Below are 16,343 nucleotides of genomic sequence, written 5' to 3'. Positions count from 1 at the left end.
ATCATGCGTTAAGTTTAGTGATTTAGGCGGTTTGCAGAAATATCGTATTGCGTTGCTCACCACTTAAGCGGGCGTTAGCTGTTTGTGCAATGTGGTATTGGAGAGTGAAACTAAATGGAAGCAAGATTTAATAAGTTATTAGCGTTCAGTATTGTTTTAGTCCATTTTTTGCTTTCTCTGGGCTACTATATAAATCTCAAATTTATGGGCATATAGCGGTCTCACCCGGAGAACCTTATGGGTTAGGTGACGTTATAGATTTATTGTTTGCTTGTTTAGTTGTCTTGATGTGGTGTTGTGCGATGGTATCCTCAATTGTGGTGACTTTACTTAATATTAAAAGTAACTGGCTAGCTTCTCTGAAGGCACTTTTATACGGCACGGTTGGTCTTGTTGGTTATTTTTACGTTAATAGTTCAGTCTCCTAATACGAAACAGCTAACAAACTGTTTAAGAGGGATTCGCAACGCGTGGCATTTTTACTATGCGTTGGTTTAAGTGTTTAAGGTTGTATGCGGCGGCTTATGTATTGCGTTGCTCACCCCTTAACAGGGCGTTATGTAGCCGCGAGAGGACGGTAAGTTAAAAGGATTTATATATGTTAAATATTCGGCAAGCTCGCATTGAAGATATCAGTGTTATCAAGAAACTACAGTTTCAGCTTAATGAGTATCATCAAGCAAATTTACCTGATGACTTTTTATCACCGGAAGAAATTGAACAAAAAATAGACCTACACAAGATAATCAAAAGTGAAAGCTCGATTTTTCTGGTAGCCGAAAGCAAAGGGCAGTTAGTAGGTTTTGTTTTTGGTGAGCTATGGGTTCGTAAGTCTTGGACTCTCAAAGAGCGAAAGATCGCAAACGTTGAACAGATTGTTGTGGATTCATGCTTTAGGAGTCAAGGTGTTGGAGTGGCGCTAATAGCGGCATTTGAGGAAAGGGCTATTTCTAACGGCGGAGAAGAGCTGTGGTTAGAAGTATATTCTTTCAATGAATCAGCTCTAGCTTTGTATCGCAAAGCTGGTATTGAGCCCAAGATCCAAATTGGACAGAAAGCACTAACCTGAAAGTCGGCTACATAACAAATTGTTCAAGAGTGATTCGGCATGCGTGGCATTTTTACTATGCGTTAGTTCTAGTGGTTAAGGTGGTATGCGGAAGCTTAGGTATTGCGTGCCTCACACCTTAACAAGGCGTTATGTGATTGAAGGAAATATTATGAAAAATGCAGAAGAATTAGGATTTGAAACAGCGATTACATATTCAGTAATAAGTGACCATACCCCAGGGAAACCGATCGAGTATTCCGGTATCAATGCAGGCGATTCTGTAACTCTTCGATATGATTGTGAAAGAATTACAGTAACATCTGTTAAAGAGATAGCCGCGAAAACATACCAAGGTAAAATTAGTGGTTTTGACCCAAGTATTAGCGTCGCGTTCAAGAGCTTGAAGCTGGGTGATGAAATTGAGTTTAATGAGCATCATGTGTTCAGTTGTACGAGAGTGTAGCGATAACTGTCAGTAATCACATAACAAACTGTTTAAGAGTGATTCGCAACGCGTGGCATTTTTACTATGCGTTGGTTTAAGTGATTAAGGTGGTATGCGGCGGCTTTTGTATCGCGTTGCTCACACCTTAACAGGGCGTTAGCTTACCGTCTGAAAAATCAAACTCATATAGCTGATGTCAGGTAGGGCATATCGTCAAAATGAGCAATCTGATTGGCAAATATTTTGGTTGTATCAGCGGTAGTTAGTAACATTTTTTTTAGCGGTCATTATTACCGTGTGCGGTCGTAACGTTACTTGGTCTTGGTTTGTTGGTTGTAATTTCAGTTCCGCCTCTATTTCATTCATGGCAAAGTTTTGCACGTGAAAGCAGCAAATCTAATACGAGCATTGGTGGGTGAAGTTCCGTGAGTCTCCACGCTCGGCGGTTTTGGCTAAGCTCAAGTTAATACTAAGTTCATCACCTGAAGTTTTCGGCTATGTTTATAATCTCGACTTCCCGTTTAATGTCAAAATAAGTTGTTGTTTTAGTTTAGAATGCTCGGGAAGTAATAAGCTAACAAAGCGTTAAAGACGGATTCGCAACGCGTGGCATTTTTCGTTTGGTTTAGCTTTAGTGTGTACGGCACAATATTTTAGGTCGGTGGTCTGCGTTGCTCACCACTTAACGCGGCGTTATGCATATTAGAGAGAATAATGAACTCATATACGAGCGAATGTAAAAGGTTGTCTATCAATGCACGAGCTGCAATTGGTCTGCTTGTCTTTGAGCGCTTCTGTGTTCTTCATGGTTTAGAACATCATGATAATCAGGAGTTTTTAGAGCACTTATGGGATTGGTTTCTCGTTGATGGTCCAGACGAATTCGAGCCTTGGGAATCTAAACGACCCACTTTAGTAAATTGTGGGCTAGGTGACGAATTTCCCGAGGATTTACAGCTTTCCCTCGCTCAAAACGGTATCGGCGAGAGTCAATTTAGGACTATTGTTGGTGGGGTAACCGATATTTTGTGGGGTAGTTTTTGGGGAGCGGCTGAAAACGAACAATCAATGGTTGCACTTGAAAATGTCATTTCAGCTAGTGGCATAGAACAACTGCCGGTTTTAACACCGTTCAAGTTCTCATTGTTTTCACAAAACGATGGTTGGGGTGACAAAATCACCCTTCAAGATTTGGAGTTTTGGCGCACCTGTGTGAAATATGCATAACAAATTGTTCAAGAGTGATTCGGCACGCGTGGCATTTTTACTATGCGTTGGTTTTGGTGGTTAAGGTGCTCTGCGGAGGCTTCGGTATTGCGTGCCTCACACCTTAACAAGGCGTTAGCCCTATCAGAGGAAAACAATGAAATCTGCAGTATTAGTTATTGATGTTCAGTCGATTCTGTTCGACCCGGAACCTCAACCATTTGAATCACAAATCGTACTAACCAAAATTAATGAACTTACGAAATTAGCGCGTGCTAAGTCTGTTCCAGTTATCTTTGTCCAGCACGAGCAACCTAAATCTGTTATTGAATACAAAAGCGTTGGTTGGGCATTACAGTCGAGCTTAATTACACAAACTGGTGACCATTTCGTTCGCAAAACAACACCAGACTCTTTCTTGAATACTAATCTTCAAAGTGTTTTGAATGAACTCGATGTAGATAGCTTAATTGTGTGTGGCTACGCCTCAGAGTTTTGCGTTGATACCACCATTCGCAGAGCTGCAGGTTTAGGCTACCCCGTAACTTTGGTTTCGGATGCTCACACAACTCATGATAAGGAGCACGCCAGTGGGGCTCAAATTCGAGAGCACCACAATGCCACGTTACCTAGCATTTCTAGTTTCGGTGTTAAAATCGAAGCGGTAGAGGCGTGCAACCTTTGGGCATAGGGCTAACAAGCAATTTAAGAGTGATTCAGCACGCTTGGCATTTTTAGTTTGGTTTAAGTTTGGTGATATACGGTGGTTAAATTGAGTGTCGTGGTTGCGCGCTTCACACCTTAATTGGGCGTTAGTACGGGTTTGATATTAAAGGTCATAAGTTTTGGTGTTTATCTGTTTTGGCGCCCGTCTTTACACCTTACAGTTTGTTCCTTTCACGTTCTTTCCGGTGGCACTATATGCGGAGTGTTCGCTTTGATTTCTCCGTTTACGGTTTCTAACTCTTAGCCTATTTCTTTGGCGCTTCTTCATTTTCGTGGTGGCTTTTGAGAGAACCTTGATTACTTTTGGTGTGGCTGTTGAAGTACGAGGAAAGAATCCTTTTCTAATTTGAAGCAAGCGAAAGTAGGGTTGTTCAGTGCGTTTTTCTTCTAGCCAACTTTCGTCTCTCTATCGATTTTAAGTTTTGTAGCTGCCCGTCTCACTTCAGTGTTCAAAGCCTTTCATATCATGCCAGTTTTCAATATCTTGGAGCGCATAAATAGAAGTAGCGCATGTACTAACAAATTGCTTAAGAGTGATTCGTAACGCGTGGCATTTTTACTTTGCGGTGGCTTATGGTGATTAAGGCGCTGTGCGGTAGCTTTTGTATTGCGTTACTCACACCTTAGCAAGGCGTTAGGCAAATAGGAGTAGATATGGATATCGCAGTACTAACATTTGACGGATTTAATGAACTTGATTCATTTATAGCAGCGGGAATTTTAAACCGAATGAAAGACGTAGGTTGGAACGTGCAAATAACGAGTCCATCTCAGTACGTCACTTCAATGAACGGAGTTACAATTCAATCTCAACAGCCTCTAGAGTTTGCGAATCAAGCCAACGTTGTATTGTTTGGTAGCGGTGTACTAACGCGCGATATTGCTCAAGATAGAGATATACTTTCAAGGTTAAAGCTAAACCCTGAAACTCAGTTAATTGGTGGGCAATGTTCAGGTACTTTGCTCATGTCCGTGCTTGGCTTACTGCATCAAATACCAGCTTGTACCGATTTAACAACGAGACCTTGGGTTGTCGAATCAGGAGTGACCGTTCTAGAGCAGCCATTTTATGCTAATGGTAATCTTGCAACAGCAGGTGGTTGTTTGTCATCAAAGTACTTAGCTGCGTGGGTTATTAGTAAGTTGTCGAGTAGGGCGGATGCTGAATCGGCAATTCATTATGTCGCGCCAGTCGGTGAAAAAGAGAACACGGTTCAGCACTGCATGTCAGTAGTCGGTGCATATCTTTAAAATTTGCCTAACAAATTGTTCAAGGGTGATTCGGCACGCGTGGCATTTTTACTATGCGTTAGGTTTAGTGATTAAGGTGGTATGCAGAGGCTTCAGTATTGCGTGCCTCACACCTTAACAAGGCGTTAGCTATCAATCGGAAATTGTGAGTGTCTATGAAGAATGAATATTATTGGTGGGATTTGGAAGATTCTCGCTTCAAAGGGGTCTTATATGATTCGATAAATTGTTATTTTCTCCATGACTTGCCTTACCAAAATTGGCGAGAGTTTTCTGATGCTGACCCACACATGGCTTACGCACATTTAACTTATGTTCGGTTTAATATGCTTGAGCAGCAGTTCATCGATTTACGGGTAATCCCTCAAATGCTTGGAGTTGAGACTGTTCCAGTGAAATCTAGTGTTCAAGATATAAACAGATACGACTGGCTTAAATCTATCATAGACTTGACGCTATTTCGTTTTTCCAGTCTGCGAGATATAGCTTTCCACTTTGTGAATGAAGTCTTGGAGCTTGGTCTTTCCGACTTTCAGTTGAATATAAAGCAGCTGAAAAAGGCGCTTAAAACTCAGCATCCAGAAATTCTTGAAGACTTAATAATCTTAGATAAAACTGGTGAAGAACTGAGAGCCGATCGTAATGACCGAGCTCATAAAGGTTTTAGTGAGCTTTATACAGGTGACGACCAGATGTTCAAAAACATGTCATGGATGGAGGGCAAAGTCATCGACAATACTGGTTATGATTTAGTCGGTATTTATGAAAGTTCCCGTGACAAAATTTGTGAACTAGTTGTGCAAGAGGTACAGGTTGCACTAAAAGCTACAATCGACTTAGTTGATAATTGCTATGCCCATTATCGTGATACACACCTTAGATTATCACGTGGCTCTGCAATGGGAGTGTCGCAACATTTTCCTCTGCACTGCGAAAAAGATAGCTAACAAAGCATTTAAGAGTGATTCCCAACGCATGGCATTTTTCATTCCATCGTTGGGTTTAGTGTTTACGGTGGTCTGGTTAAGTTTTGTGGTAGCGTTGCTCACACCTTAATGCGGCGTTAGTTGCCAACGAGAAAATCGCAGCTAAAACAGAGTGTTTAGGTCTAATCGCTCGTGTGCTTTGCTTGATTCTGCACTTCGAACTTCGGGATCTTGGCTCGCGGAATTGAGCTTCGATCTTTTCCTAGTTTGGTTTGCCGTTTCAGAAGCCGATTTACTTGTTGAAAGTCAGCTTTGTGGCATTGTTTTTCCAAAAGATCTTTTTGGTGTTGTTAGTCCGCTTTCTACGGCGCTATCTGTTCCAAGTGGTTTCAGTGACAGGCGCTTTGGATCTGCGCCTGATTTTAGTTTTTCAACGTACGTAAAGTTAGTGTTGGCAAAGCGGCAATCAACTTCAAATCAAGGCTTTAAGTTTGGCAACTAACAAAGCATTCAAGAGGGATTCACAACGCTTGGCAGTTTTGGTTTGAATTAGCTTTAGTGTTTACGGCACAATGGTTTAAGTTAGGTGGTTTGCGTTGTTCACCCCTTAATGCGGCGTTAGGCATCTTTTCGAACCTAAGGGAGTAGGTATGTCGAAATTATTAGTTTACTTAACTGCGCTATTCTTTTTGCTCTACGGAGCTATCTTTGCTGTGTTCCCAGTAGACATGGCAAACTTAATTACAGGCTCAAGCCCCAATTCTACCTCTGCAACTATTGATTTTAGGGCTACGTATGGTGGTGCCCAGTTTGCAATCGGTCTTGCTTTGATACTCGTCCTCAAGATTAAGCAAGATGTCACTTTGGCTTTAATCATTGTAGCTATTACATTGTTATCTATGGCGTTTGGTCGTCTAATTGGTATCTTGTTTGACGGTCAACCTAATACACTAATGTATGTTTATTTAATTGCAGAGTTAGTTTTTGGGTTATTAGCTCTATACCTGAGAAAGTCAGAGGCACCGGTAGCAAATGCCTAACAAACTGTTCAAGAGGGATTCGCAACGCTTGGGATTTTCACTATGCGTTGGTTTTAGTGTTTAAGCTGGTATGCGGTGGCTTTGGTATTGCGTTGCTTACCCCTTAACAGGGCGTTAGGCGACGGGCAGGAAAGTTCTTTGTTTTCATTTTTTTAGGTCTCTTTGAGCATTCGTTTTTCTAAGTCGGCAATTCAAGATTGTCGGTTCAAATTCTTGAATCTCTCTGGCCGTAAAACATGCCAAGGTTTGCGGGTTGCCTCATTGGCTTTCATAGTCGGTTGGTTGTGAGTTTCACTGGCTCAAAGTGTGGCAAGGGCAAGTCAATTGAGGCTTTCGATTTTGCTGCTAGTTTGTAGCTTTGGCATTTTCGGGTTCAAAACCTGCTTTGTTGCTGAAGGTCAGCATTTCGTGGTTGTTAAAATCTTGGCTGAAACATAGTGGCTTTTATGGTTCTTGAATCACAAAACGTCAGTGGGTGTTTGGTTGCTTATTTTGTTTCGAGTAATCTACTTTCAAAATAACTTAAACACAGGTGGGGAAACTTCGCCTAACAAGGCGTTTAAGGCGGATTCACAACGCTTGGCGATTTCAGTTCAAGTTGAATTTAGTGTTTAAGGTACAATGGCTTAAGTTTAGTGGTTAGCGTTGTTCACCACTTAACGCGGCGTTAGCTGTTTGAGGAAAAAATGAGAAAATTCGATAAGCCGCTATTCTGGCTGTATATAAAAACAAGAGACTCATTGTTGTCATCTTTTAAGGGCTTTCTAGGAATGCTTTTAGTGTTGATCGGGGCAGCAGTAGTTTTAGGTAATGAATCCCCTGAGAATGTCTGGACTTCGGTGGGAATCATTTTATTAGTATCTAGTCTTCCAGTCTCAATGGGCTTGATGATGGTAAAGTTCAAATTTAAGAGCTTTGCTGGATCAATACCTACAGCAGAACTAGCGTACTTCTTACAGCACGATGAAGGTGCAAACTTAGATAAAGCTATGAGAGGTTTATTTTCGTTATACCTATCTTTTATGATTTACCTTTGGTTTACGATGGTAGCTATCGCAGCTCTTGGTATGTTGGGAGCAAAGCTCGTGTTGTAAAACACAGCTAACAAACTGCTCAAGAGGGATTCGCAACGTGTGGCATTTTTACTATGCGTTGAATTTAGTGACTAAGGTGGTTTGCGGCTGCTTAGGTATTGCGTTGCTCACCCCTTAGCAGGGCGTTAGGCATATAAGCGGCAGTTAACTGAATGGGAGTTCCTTCTCCCAATCTTTTAGAGTTTAACCTTTAGAGCTTTTTGGGTCGTTTCCGTAACTATGTTTATCTCGGATTTTGTTGTTGTCACCTCTATGTATAGATACTTCAGATTGCGCTTTTTTCGCTAGCTCACGAGTTTTCTCAAATACTTCTTTTTGAGTTTTGCCTGTAATGCTTGCTCGACTTGCATCCTGACGCTTGCCACGCCAAGTTCCATCTGAACCTTGATAAACGTTGTAGTCATTCTTTGCCATAAAATTTACCTCAAATGAATAAGTTATAGGATCACCAATGTGTGCAACCACACAAATGATACATGGGTATTTGTACAGGTTAATTCAAGTGGTATATTCAAGAGTATGCCTAACAATTTGTTCAAGAGGGATTCGCAACGCGTGGCATTTTTACTATGCGTTGGGTTTAGTGTTTAAGGTGGTATGCAGCAGCTTAGGTATTGCGTTGCTCACCCCTTAACAAGGCGTTATGTGTCTTATTGACTATCTGCCATACTTATCAAGGGAGATTTGTTCGCAGGTAGCTAGCACTATGGATGATAAACAGTTAGATCGTAGCTTACGATCAATCGGAAAAGAGTGTTTTGTCAAATACTACGAGTTGTTTTAGGATCAAAACTGGTCAAAAGAGGATTTGATTGAGCACTTGATAGCTTTAGAGGGCTATCAAGAGTCTGGTTGTATTACTCGAATATCGCAATCTAGGCGTATATTCAATGATCACCGCGAATACGATGCTTTGGATATGGTTATTAGTTCAAATCGTTTACCTAGTGAAATTATTGAAAAGGCCAGAAAACTTAGGCTTCAATAGGCAACACATAACAAAGCGTTTAAGAGCGATTCCGCAACGCGTGCCAGTTTCGCTTCGCTCAAGTTTGGCACGCATCACGTCACGCCTTAACGCGGCGTTAGGCGACGGGCAGAAAAGTTCTTTGTTCTCATTTTCTTAGTTCTCTTTTAGCATTCGTTTTTCTGCGTCGGCAATTTGGTATTGTCGGCTCAAATTCTTGAACCTCTCCAGCCGTAAAACATGCGAAAATTCGTGGATTGCCTCATTGGTTTTCATAGTCGGTTGGTTGTTAATTCCACTGGCTCAAAGTGTGGTAGGGGCAAGTCAATCGAGGCTTTCGTTTTCGCTGTAAGTTTGCAACTTTGGTTTTTTCGGGCTCAAAACCTAATTTGTTGCTGAAGGTCTGCATTCCGTGGTCGTTGGAATCTTGGCTGAAACATAGTGATATTTGTGGTTCTTGAATCGCAAAAAGTGTGTGTGCATTTTGTTGGCTATAGGGTTTCAGGTAATCTGCTTTCAAAACCACTTAAACACTGGTTGGAAACATCGCCTAACAAGGCGTTTAAGGCGGATTCACAACGCTTGGCGATTTTGTTTCCAGTCAGGTTAAGTGTTTAAGGTACAATGGTTTAGGTTTGGTGGTTGGCGTTGTTCACCACTTAACGCGGCGTTATAACTCAGGAGGTCATATGAAATATTTTTTTCACCCTAAAGATGAAGAAACCTTCAAGATTCAGGCTGTTGGTAATTTTGTCAGAACGTTAGTCTTTGATCCTGAGAATGAAAAAGTACTATTAACATTTCATAGAAAAGTCTCGAAGGTTTGGGAACAAACACGGAAAAACAATATCGAAACCGATCATCGAATCAAAGAACTAACAAACGAGAACCTGCATGTTTATTCTTGGGTTGTTAGTAATAAAACAGAATTATTGCTTCCAAATTTTTTCGAACCCACTGAGTAAATGAGTTATAACAAACTGTTCAAGAGGGATTCGCAACGCGTGGCATTTTTACTATGCGTTGGTTTTGGTGTTTAAGGTGGTATGCGGCGGCTTTTGTATTGCGTTGCTCACCCCTTAACAGGGCGTTATAGCTCAAGTAACTAAATAGTATAGAGATTAAATGAAGAACAACCTAATAATTGAGCTTTTATGTGCTTTGCTCCTTGGTGGCATTTCTGCGAGGATAGTTGCTGAGAGTAGCGGGAAAGAAGCTTTAAATACCTACATAAAAGCAATAAATCCCGGAGATCCCGTTTTCATCTATTTGGCAGTGCTAGGCGTTGTCTCAATGCTCTATTTAGCTCTTGCCAAACAGCAAAGTGCACAAACACAGTTTTCATCGGCTACTCACGACATAATCGAGCCGGTTGCGAGAAGAGTTGGGTTTTCTCTATTAGGTGTATATCGTACGATTTCTGGAGGGTATCTGTTTTCAAGCGTGTACATAGTTACAGCATATCCGAATGAAACAACATATCCATTTTCCCTATTTGCCCTAGGATTGTCTGTAATAATTATACTTGCTTGTTCCGGTATCGAATATTTGTGTAGAGAGCTATAACAAACGCTTTAAGACGGATTCGCAACGCTCGGCGGTTTTGGTTTTAATTGGTTTTTGTGATTACGGCGCAATAATTGAGTGTTGTGGTAACGTTGCTCACCACTTAAGCGGGCGTTAGGGCTTATATAGTCAGGAGGTTAACAATGAACTTAGATGATCAAGGAAGAACCTTACTTGAACTTCTGGTTTCTAAACTCGATAAAGCTAAACCGGGAAGACCCGAAACGTTTATTGGGTACAAAGAATGTCATACTCAGCTTGGTTTACCAAAACTTAGAGAGAAATGGGGAGAAAGCCTAAAACAACAGGGACTTTCTTCTTTGGCAAATTGGACTGAATCTAATGATAAGCCGGGAATAACAGGGCTTATAATTAACCTTTCTACCATGGAACCCGGTAAAGGGTACTTCAATCTGTTTGGAAAAGATGATGGAGATTATCTATGGTGGAGTGAACAGATTTCCAAGTCAAAGGAGTATAATTGGTCTCCATATCTTTCAAAGGTATTTGATCTAAAGCCATGTGATCTAGATATACCAGAAAGAGAAGATATAACTACATCTCGTATTATACGGGATTCCTCGTTGTCGTTAAAAGTAAAGATACTTCATTCATATAAATGTCAATTATGTGGTACAGCATTGGATATGCCAGAAGGGAAATTGTATGCTGAAGCACATCACATTAAGCCATTAGGTTCGCCACATAGCGGTCCAGACGTAATTGAAAATATGATCTGCCTTTGCCCTAATCATCATGCGATGTTGGATTATGGTGCAATTAAACTTGATAGAGGTACTCTTAGAGTTGTTGAAGGGCATCAAGTTTCAGAAGATTACATTACATACCACAATGAGTTCGTATATAAGCCCTAACAATAAATTTAAGAGTGATTCACAACGCTTGGCACTTTCACTTCAAGCCAGTTTAGTGTTTATTGCACAATGCTTTAGGTGGGGTGGTTAGCGTTGTTCACACCTTAATTTGGCGTTAGGTACTTTATCGCTTACAAATGAATATTGTGGAGGTGCGGGGTGCAACAAGGGAAACTCATCTGGCATGTAGCATGTGACGAATCTGGTGTCGGAGGGCAAAAATATTACGGATTTGGTTCTTTGTGGATGAAGTATCAAAGACGTGGTGATTTTGCTCAAAAGGTTAGAGAGCTTCGTGACAAGCATAGATACCACGATGAAATTAAGTGGCAAAAAGCCCATAAAAAACACTATGCTGAATTTTATTCAGATTTGATAGATATGTTTTTTAAACATCAATGGTTAGCGTTTCACTGTATTGTTATCAGAAAGGGTATGGTGAACAAGCAATATCATGGTGGTGATTATGACCTTGCTATGCGAAAGCACTTTACTAAGTTAATCACGACGAAAATTTCAGCCGTTAAAAAAGCTCATCCGAATCGACAGTGTGAATTTAGAATTGAAGTTGACCCGATAGCTTCTCGATATGATAAAGCAGATGAAGCTTTTCATATTATAGCTAACCGAACTCTTCGCCGTAGCTTTAATGGAGAAAACCCTATTAAGTCCGTTGTCGAAAAAGACTCAAAGAAATCAGAAAATATTCAAATTTCCGACTTTCTGTTAGGTGCCGTTATGAGTGCTTTTCAAGGTGCTGCAACATCACCCGCTAAGCTAAAAGTCGCTGAAAAAGTCGCACAATATTTAGGGTGGGATTCTTTGGGGTACGATACCAAACCGCATGAAAGGAAGTTCAATATTTGGTATTTTCATGACCGTACTCAAGGGGTAAGAGAGGTTGAAACTAAGCCTGTTGAGCTAAAGTATGCGCTTCCTAAACGTACCTAACAAAGCATTTAAGAGTGATTCGCAACGCTTGGCAGTTTCGCTTCGCTCAAGTATAGCCAAGCGCCGCTCACACCTTAATGCGGCGTTAGTCGCCAGAAAAAGCTAGTAATCAAAATCATGTTTCTAAGCTCAAAATCTGGCAGTTGCTTGTTTAGCGCACAAGTTCATCGTCGATGGTCAAAACTCAGTTTCTGCTGTTTTAAGCCTAAAGTTTGGCAAGTGTCCTAGCGGTTGTTTTGTTCTTTGGTGCTGACAGAACAGGGCAATCGAGAGTCTATTTTTGCTTGCAACTCCGCTCGGTGAGTTTGTTGGTACAAAAGCCGATTTACTCGCTGAAATGACGTTTTCTCTGGTGTGGTAAGTTCCACGTGGTTTCAGTGACTTTGTTGAAAGTCCGTACTGTGAGATTGGCTTTCCAAAAGCGCTTTTTGGTGTTGTCAGTCCGTTTTCTACGACGTTGTTTGTTCTAAGTGGTTTCATTGAGTAGCCGCTTTGAGACTACGCCTGACTTAAATGCATCAAAGCACATAAAGTTTGTTGTTCGCAAAGTTTAGTTCGGCTTAAAATTGTCGCTCGGTGCCTCGCGACTAACAAACTGCTCAAGAGGGATTCGCAACGCGTGGCATTTTTACTATGCGTTGAATTTAGTGATTAAGGTGGTTTGCGGTGGCTTTTATATTGCGTTGCTCACCCCTTAGCAGGGCGTTAAGTGCCACGGGCACGAGTATACGTACAAATCTGTAGAGAAATAGATGGAAAATATAGATTTTTATTCACTAGAAGAAAAATACAAAGAGTTCATGTTGTCTACCCGTTTAAAGGGCAATACGGAATGTATCGCTAAAACATCTGGAATGGCAGGTGATATTTATATTTTTGATCAAGGTGAAGCTGTTGTTTCTTCAAGATACATATGTGTGAAAGTCCCTAAGCTTAAAAAAGGTGTCTCTAAAGAAGAAACAGCAAGTCGCTTTGTTCAAGAATTGAAAAACCAACTGGACTATTATCATAATTCATTTGTGAACTGGGCTTATCACTTCGATGAAGTGATGGGAGTACCTATTGCGCTGTTTCGTTATTGGGGCAGTGACTTAAATAAACTTATGAAAATTGGAAACTCTTCAGAAGTAGAGAAATTATCCCTAATCTACTACGTCTGTTTAGGCCTTAATCATTGTTATGCAAATGGTTTGGTGTGTCATCAAGACCTGAAACCTGGAAATATCTTTATTCGAGATCTCAAATTAAACCTGCGTGAACCTGAAAATCTAGATGTCTACAAGTTTGCTATGGTTGCTGACTTTGGTTTAGCCAATGCGTTTAGGAACTATGGTAATTATGATGGGACAAGGCCATATGTAGCACCAGAGCAATGGAATCATGAGGAATTATCTGAGAAAACAGATATTTTTGCTCTAGGTGTAATCTTATATGAGTTTTTAACTAGTGGCTTTCACCCTGTAGGTATTAAGTTAGATGACTTTTGGCCTGAGCCTAAAGAGGGTAATACTAAAAAGTGGGTGAGAAGCAACGAATGGAAGAAATGGATCAAAAATGGCTGTTGCATCATAGATCAAGAGCAGAACCTTGATAGTAAATATAAAGATTTCATTCAGTCAATGCTGTCTATAAGTCCAGAAGAAAGGCCGTCACTCGATGAGGTAAAGGCATTCTTGCTTCAACAAATCGAAGTACTGAGTAATCGTGATTACGATCAGCTACGAGCTATTGAAATGCATCTTGGCAATGAACTCAAGTCAGAGCCACTAAGTACATCTCATCCTCATTTATATAATGTTTGGACTACGTTTGAAGCACGATTTAGTAAGGAGTAGTCACCTAAAAAGTGGCACTTAACAAACAATTTAAGAGTGATTCAGCACGCTTGGCATTTTTGGTTTGGGTTGAGTGTAGTGATTACGATGGTCAAATTGAGTGTTGTGGTCGCGTGCTTCACACCTTAATTGGGCGTTAGGCAAAGGGCAAAAAAGTTCTTAGTTCTAATATTCTTGTTCCCTCTGGCAGTTCGTTTTTCTAAGTCGGCAATTCAGCATTGCCGGCTCAAGTCCTTGAACCTCTCCAACCGTAAAACATGTCAAAATTCGTGGGTTGCCTCATTGGTTTTCAGTGTTGGTCGGTGGTGAATTTCACTGGCTTAAGGTGTGGAAAGGGCTAGTTCAAAGAAGCTTTCGTATTCGCTGTCATTTCGCAGTTTTTGGTTTCTCAGGTTCAAAAGCCACTTTCTCGCTGAAAGTCTGTATTTCGTGGTTATCGAAATTTCGGCTGTAATATAGTGGCTTTTATGGTTCTTGAATCACAAAAAGTCAGTGGGTGTTTGGTTGCTTATTTTGTTTCGGGTAATCTGCTTTCCAAATAACTTAAACACTGGTTGGATACTTCGCCTAACAAGGCGTTTAAGGCGGATTCACAACGCTTGGCGATTTCAGTTCCAGTCACGTTAAGTGTTTAAGGTACAATGGTTTAGGTTTGGTGGTTTGCGTTGTTCACCACTTAACGCGGCGTTAGCCATACAAGGAATAACTATGAAAATTGAGCTAGATTCGAGCCCGAAAATTAGCGACATTGAGGAAATCCGCTCACATCTTAGAAAATACAATGATGAGCACCTTGAAGGCGTAGTTGAGCAACCAGTAGCAATCTATGTTTACAACGATGAACAAGACAAAATAGCAGGTATTACCGCAGAAATTTGGGATAATTGGCTCCATGTTTAGTTGTTGTGGGTCGCAGAGTCGTTGCGTGGAAGCAACATTGGAACACATCTACTCAAGCAACTTGAAGAACATGCCGCGTCACAAGGTTGCCAATATGCACAGGTCGAGACATTCAGCTTTCAAGCTCGTCCATTTTATGAAAAGAATGGCTATTCGTGCCAAATGACGTTAGAAAACTACCCAGTATCTACAGCTGTACATTACTTGGTCAAAAAATTGCGGCGAGAGTATGGCTAACAAAGCGTTCAAGACGGATTCACAACGCTTGGCATTTTCGGTTTGCTTTGAATTTAGTGTTTACGGCGCAATGATTTAGGTTTGGTGGTTGTCGTTGTTCACCACTTAACGCGGCGTTAGTGTTTACATCAAAATTTACGCAAAAATAGGGAAGTTGTATGAGTAAATCTGTCTATGTTGCTGGAAGTTTCAAGAATCTAGAAAAGATGCAGGCTATACGAGAAACGTTGGTCAATGCAGGTATTGAAACTACTATTTCTGAGCCTCTTCAAGCTAATGGTATTGATGGTTGCTTGCAGCGCATTAGAAAAGCCGACATTACCTATATTCTAAATTTTGGTGGTTACGTCGGAAAAAGTGTAGCAATGGATATTGGTTATGCTTTAGGTCTCGGCAAACCAGTTTATGCTCTTGAACCAATTGACGATCCAGACATAACTCACTTGCTAACACGTGTTGTCACGCCAGGTGAAGTTATTGCTGAACTCAGTGGAAATAGTAAAAACTAACAAACTGTTCAAGAGGGATTCGCAACGCGTGGCATTTTCATCATGCGTTGGTTTTAGTGTTTAAGGCGGTATGCGGCGACTTCGGTATTGCGTTGCTCACCCCTTAACAGGGCGTTAGGCTTATTCCGGAGGGATAGTGGAATATTCACTGAGACAAGCTGTAGATTCAGATGTCGACTTTCTTCTTAATCTGCGTGATATAACGATGGGTCAGTACCTTAAAGATTGTGGTATGCCCAGAACGAAAGATGCGTATTTAAGTCGAATATTATACGAGTTTGAACATGCGAAAATTATTGAAGTCGCTGGTTCTTCGGCTGGTTTGTTCAAAGCAAAATTTAACGAAGATTCTAACGAATGGTATCTTGTCCAAATTCAAATCCATCCAAACTACCAAAATCAAAATATAGCAAGTTCTCTTATTTCAATGTTAATCGGTAAAGCCAACCTTACGGGTAGTTCGGTTGGGCTTAGTGTATTAAAAACAAATCCCGCTAAGCACTTGTATTCAAGGCTAGGTTTTGTAACGGTTGGTGAAAATGAGCTGGAGTATCTCATGCAGCATAAGCCTAACAAAGCGTTTAAGAGGGACTCCTAACGCTTGGCGGTTCTAGCTCAAAGCTCAGCTTAAGTGTTTATGGCATAATGTTTAAGTTTAGGTAGTATCGCGTTATCGCCCCTTAACGCGGCGTTATGCGCTCGCAGAAATGGAGATAATCAATCATGGAAGATTTAGCTAATTCGTTAAGAAGTTCTGGCCTAAA

19 protein-coding genes are annotated in these 16,343 nt (G+C 40.9%); 17 read left to right on the top strand and 2 right to left on the bottom strand.

Features of this window, described 5'->3' with window-relative positions; all coding sequences use genetic code 11:
• Positions 1–598: 598 nt before the first annotated feature.
• The 8 genes from R7P35_RS23240 (at position 599) to R7P35_RS23205 (ending at position 7,739) form a co-directional block, all read left to right on the top strand.
• Positions 599–1,069, top strand: a complete 471-nt coding sequence (locus tag R7P35_RS23240) for a GNAT family N-acetyltransferase (protein ID WP_239939218.1) — start codon at positions 599–601, stop codon at positions 1,067–1,069.
• Between the two features lie 151 nt (positions 1,070–1,220).
• The gene (locus tag R7P35_RS23235) at positions 1,221–1,514 is read left to right on the top strand and encodes a hypothetical protein (protein WP_318092701.1); all 294 of its coding nucleotides are present in this window, start codon (positions 1,221–1,223) and stop codon (positions 1,512–1,514) included.
• A gap of 696 nt (positions 1,515–2,210) precedes the next feature.
• Positions 2,211–2,723, top strand: coding sequence for a hypothetical protein (locus R7P35_RS23230; RefSeq protein WP_213904964.1), 513 nt, complete (start codon positions 2,211–2,213; stop codon positions 2,721–2,723).
• A gap of 136 nt (positions 2,724–2,859) precedes the next feature.
• Positions 2,860–3,393 (top strand): cysteine hydrolase family protein, encoded by a 534-nt coding sequence (locus tag R7P35_RS23225; protein ID WP_213904965.1) that lies wholly within the window; start codon positions 2,860–2,862, stop codon positions 3,391–3,393.
• A gap of 689 nt (positions 3,394–4,082) precedes the next feature.
• Positions 4,083–4,679, top strand: a complete 597-nt coding sequence (locus R7P35_RS23220; protein ID WP_054866709.1) for a DJ-1/PfpI family protein — start codon at positions 4,083–4,085, stop codon at positions 4,677–4,679.
• Positions 4,680–4,834: 155 nt separating this feature from the next.
• Positions 4,835–5,626 carry a Cthe_2314 family HEPN domain-containing protein gene (locus R7P35_RS23215; RefSeq protein ID WP_239939222.1) on the top strand — a complete coding sequence of 264 codons (792 nt, stop codon included), beginning with the start codon at positions 4,835–4,837 and terminating at the stop codon, positions 5,624–5,626.
• 629 nt (positions 5,627–6,255) lie between these two features.
• Positions 6,256–6,645: a DUF4345 domain-containing protein gene (locus R7P35_RS23210; protein WP_213915438.1), complete on the top strand. Its 390-nt coding sequence runs from the start codon at positions 6,256–6,258 to the stop codon at positions 6,643–6,645.
• Between the two features lie 686 nt (positions 6,646–7,331).
• On the top strand, positions 7,332–7,739 hold the full coding sequence (locus R7P35_RS23205) for a hypothetical protein (protein WP_318092696.1): 408 nt from the start codon (positions 7,332–7,334) through the stop codon (positions 7,737–7,739).
• 183 nt (positions 7,740–7,922) lie between these two features.
• On the opposite strand, the gene R7P35_RS23200 is transcribed toward R7P35_RS23205, so the two are convergent.
• The gene (locus tag R7P35_RS23200; protein ID WP_015296894.1) at positions 7,923–8,153 is read right to left on the bottom strand and encodes a DUF2188 domain-containing protein; all 231 of its coding nucleotides are present in this window, start codon (positions 8,151–8,153) and stop codon (positions 7,923–7,925) included.
• Between the two features lie 1,242 nt (positions 8,154–9,395).
• Here R7P35_RS23200 and R7P35_RS23195 point away from each other — a divergent pair.
• The 4 genes from R7P35_RS23195 (at position 9,396) to R7P35_RS23175 (ending at position 12,098) form a co-directional block, all read left to right on the top strand.
• On the top strand, positions 9,396–9,671 hold the full coding sequence (locus R7P35_RS23195; RefSeq protein WP_170890311.1) for a hypothetical protein: 276 nt from the start codon (positions 9,396–9,398) through the stop codon (positions 9,669–9,671).
• 160 nt (positions 9,672–9,831) lie between these two features.
• Positions 9,832–10,272, top strand: coding sequence for a hypothetical protein (locus R7P35_RS23185; RefSeq protein WP_115386102.1), 441 nt, complete (start codon positions 9,832–9,834; stop codon positions 10,270–10,272).
• Positions 10,273–10,415: 143 nt separating this feature from the next.
• Positions 10,416–11,147 (top strand): HNH endonuclease, encoded by a 732-nt coding sequence (locus tag R7P35_RS23180; RefSeq protein WP_069523617.1) that lies wholly within the window; start codon positions 10,416–10,418, stop codon positions 11,145–11,147.
• A gap of 159 nt (positions 11,148–11,306) precedes the next feature.
• A complete protein-coding gene (locus R7P35_RS23175) occupies positions 11,307–12,098 on the top strand; it encodes a DUF3800 domain-containing protein (protein ID WP_140167826.1) in 792 nt (263 codons plus the stop codon).
• A gap of 177 nt (positions 12,099–12,275) precedes the next feature.
• Here the strand turns inward: R7P35_RS23175 and R7P35_RS23170 are convergent, their stop codons facing one another.
• Positions 12,276–12,578, bottom strand: a complete 303-nt coding sequence (locus R7P35_RS23170; protein WP_081280226.1) for a hypothetical protein — start codon at positions 12,576–12,578, stop codon at positions 12,276–12,278.
• 272 nt (positions 12,579–12,850) lie between these two features.
• Here R7P35_RS23170 and R7P35_RS23165 point away from each other — a divergent pair, with 272 nt between their 5' ends.
• The 5 genes from R7P35_RS23165 (at position 12,851) to R7P35_RS23150 (ending at position 16,177) form a co-directional block, all read left to right on the top strand.
• Entirely contained in the window at positions 12,851–13,933 is a 1,083-nt protein-coding gene (locus tag R7P35_RS23165; RefSeq protein WP_258458410.1) for a protein kinase domain-containing protein, read from the top strand.
• Positions 13,934–14,641: 708 nt separating this feature from the next.
• Positions 14,642–14,833 (top strand): hypothetical protein, encoded by a 192-nt coding sequence (locus R7P35_RS23160; RefSeq protein WP_213987358.1) that lies wholly within the window; start codon positions 14,642–14,644, stop codon positions 14,831–14,833.
• A complete protein-coding gene (locus tag R7P35_RS26600) occupies positions 14,834–15,070 on the top strand; it encodes a GNAT family N-acetyltransferase (RefSeq protein WP_373920927.1) in 237 nt (78 codons plus the stop codon).
• Between the two features lie 158 nt (positions 15,071–15,228).
• Positions 15,229–15,579 carry a nucleotide pyrophosphohydrolase gene (locus tag R7P35_RS23155; protein ID WP_186584884.1) on the top strand — a complete coding sequence of 117 codons (351 nt, stop codon included), beginning with the start codon at positions 15,229–15,231 and terminating at the stop codon, positions 15,577–15,579.
• 136 nt (positions 15,580–15,715) lie between these two features.
• Positions 15,716–16,177 (top strand): GNAT family N-acetyltransferase, encoded by a 462-nt coding sequence (locus R7P35_RS23150; protein WP_025559872.1) that lies wholly within the window; start codon positions 15,716–15,718, stop codon positions 16,175–16,177.
• The last annotated feature ends 166 nt before the right edge of the window (positions 16,178–16,343 follow it).

The sequence above is a fragment of the Vibrio sp. Vb0304 genome, from assembly GCF_033338995.1.
GTDB classification, from domain to species: domain Bacteria; phylum Pseudomonadota; class Gammaproteobacteria; order Enterobacterales; family Vibrionaceae; genus Vibrio; species Vibrio alginolyticus.
This window is presented reverse-complemented; position numbering and strand designations above follow the sequence as displayed.

What these genes read in the sequence shown, in the direction of transcription:
- R7P35_RS23240 (WP_239939218.1), top strand. Translation starts at nt 599, where the DNA reads ATGTTAAATATTCGGCAAGCTCGCATTGAAGATATCAGTGTTATCAAG.
- R7P35_RS23235 (WP_318092701.1), top strand. Translation starts at nt 1,221, where the DNA reads ATGAAAAATGCAGAAGAATTAGGATTTGAAACAGCGATTACATATTCA.
- R7P35_RS23230 (WP_213904964.1), top strand. Translation starts at nt 2,211, where the DNA reads ATGAACTCATATACGAGCGAATGTAAAAGGTTGTCTATCAATGCACGA.
- R7P35_RS23225 (WP_213904965.1), top strand. Translation starts at nt 2,860, where the DNA reads ATGAAATCTGCAGTATTAGTTATTGATGTTCAGTCGATTCTGTTCGAC.
- R7P35_RS23220 (WP_054866709.1), top strand. Translation starts at nt 4,083, where the DNA reads ATGGATATCGCAGTACTAACATTTGACGGATTTAATGAACTTGATTCA.
- R7P35_RS23215 (WP_239939222.1), top strand. Translation starts at nt 4,835, where the DNA reads ATGAAGAATGAATATTATTGGTGGGATTTGGAAGATTCTCGCTTCAAA.
- R7P35_RS23210 (WP_213915438.1), top strand. Translation starts at nt 6,256, where the DNA reads ATGTCGAAATTATTAGTTTACTTAACTGCGCTATTCTTTTTGCTCTAC.
- R7P35_RS23205 (WP_318092696.1), top strand. Translation starts at nt 7,332, where the DNA reads ATGAGAAAATTCGATAAGCCGCTATTCTGGCTGTATATAAAAACAAGA.
- R7P35_RS23200 (WP_015296894.1), bottom strand. Translation starts at nt 8,153, where the DNA reads ATGGCAAAGAATGACTACAACGTTTATCAAGGTTCAGATGGAACTTGG.
- R7P35_RS23195 (WP_170890311.1), top strand. Translation starts at nt 9,396, where the DNA reads ATGAAATATTTTTTTCACCCTAAAGATGAAGAAACCTTCAAGATTCAG.
- R7P35_RS23185 (WP_115386102.1), top strand. Translation starts at nt 9,832, where the DNA reads ATGAAGAACAACCTAATAATTGAGCTTTTATGTGCTTTGCTCCTTGGT.
- R7P35_RS23180 (WP_069523617.1), top strand. Translation starts at nt 10,416, where the DNA reads ATGAACTTAGATGATCAAGGAAGAACCTTACTTGAACTTCTGGTTTCT.
- R7P35_RS23170 (WP_081280226.1), bottom strand. Translation starts at nt 12,578, where the DNA reads ATGAAACCACTTAGAACAAACAACGTCGTAGAAAACGGACTGACAACA.
- R7P35_RS23165 (WP_258458410.1), top strand. Translation starts at nt 12,851, where the DNA reads ATGGAAAATATAGATTTTTATTCACTAGAAGAAAAATACAAAGAGTTC.
- R7P35_RS23160 (WP_213987358.1), top strand. Translation starts at nt 14,642, where the DNA reads ATGAAAATTGAGCTAGATTCGAGCCCGAAAATTAGCGACATTGAGGAA.
- R7P35_RS23155 (WP_186584884.1), top strand. Translation starts at nt 15,229, where the DNA reads ATGAGTAAATCTGTCTATGTTGCTGGAAGTTTCAAGAATCTAGAAAAG.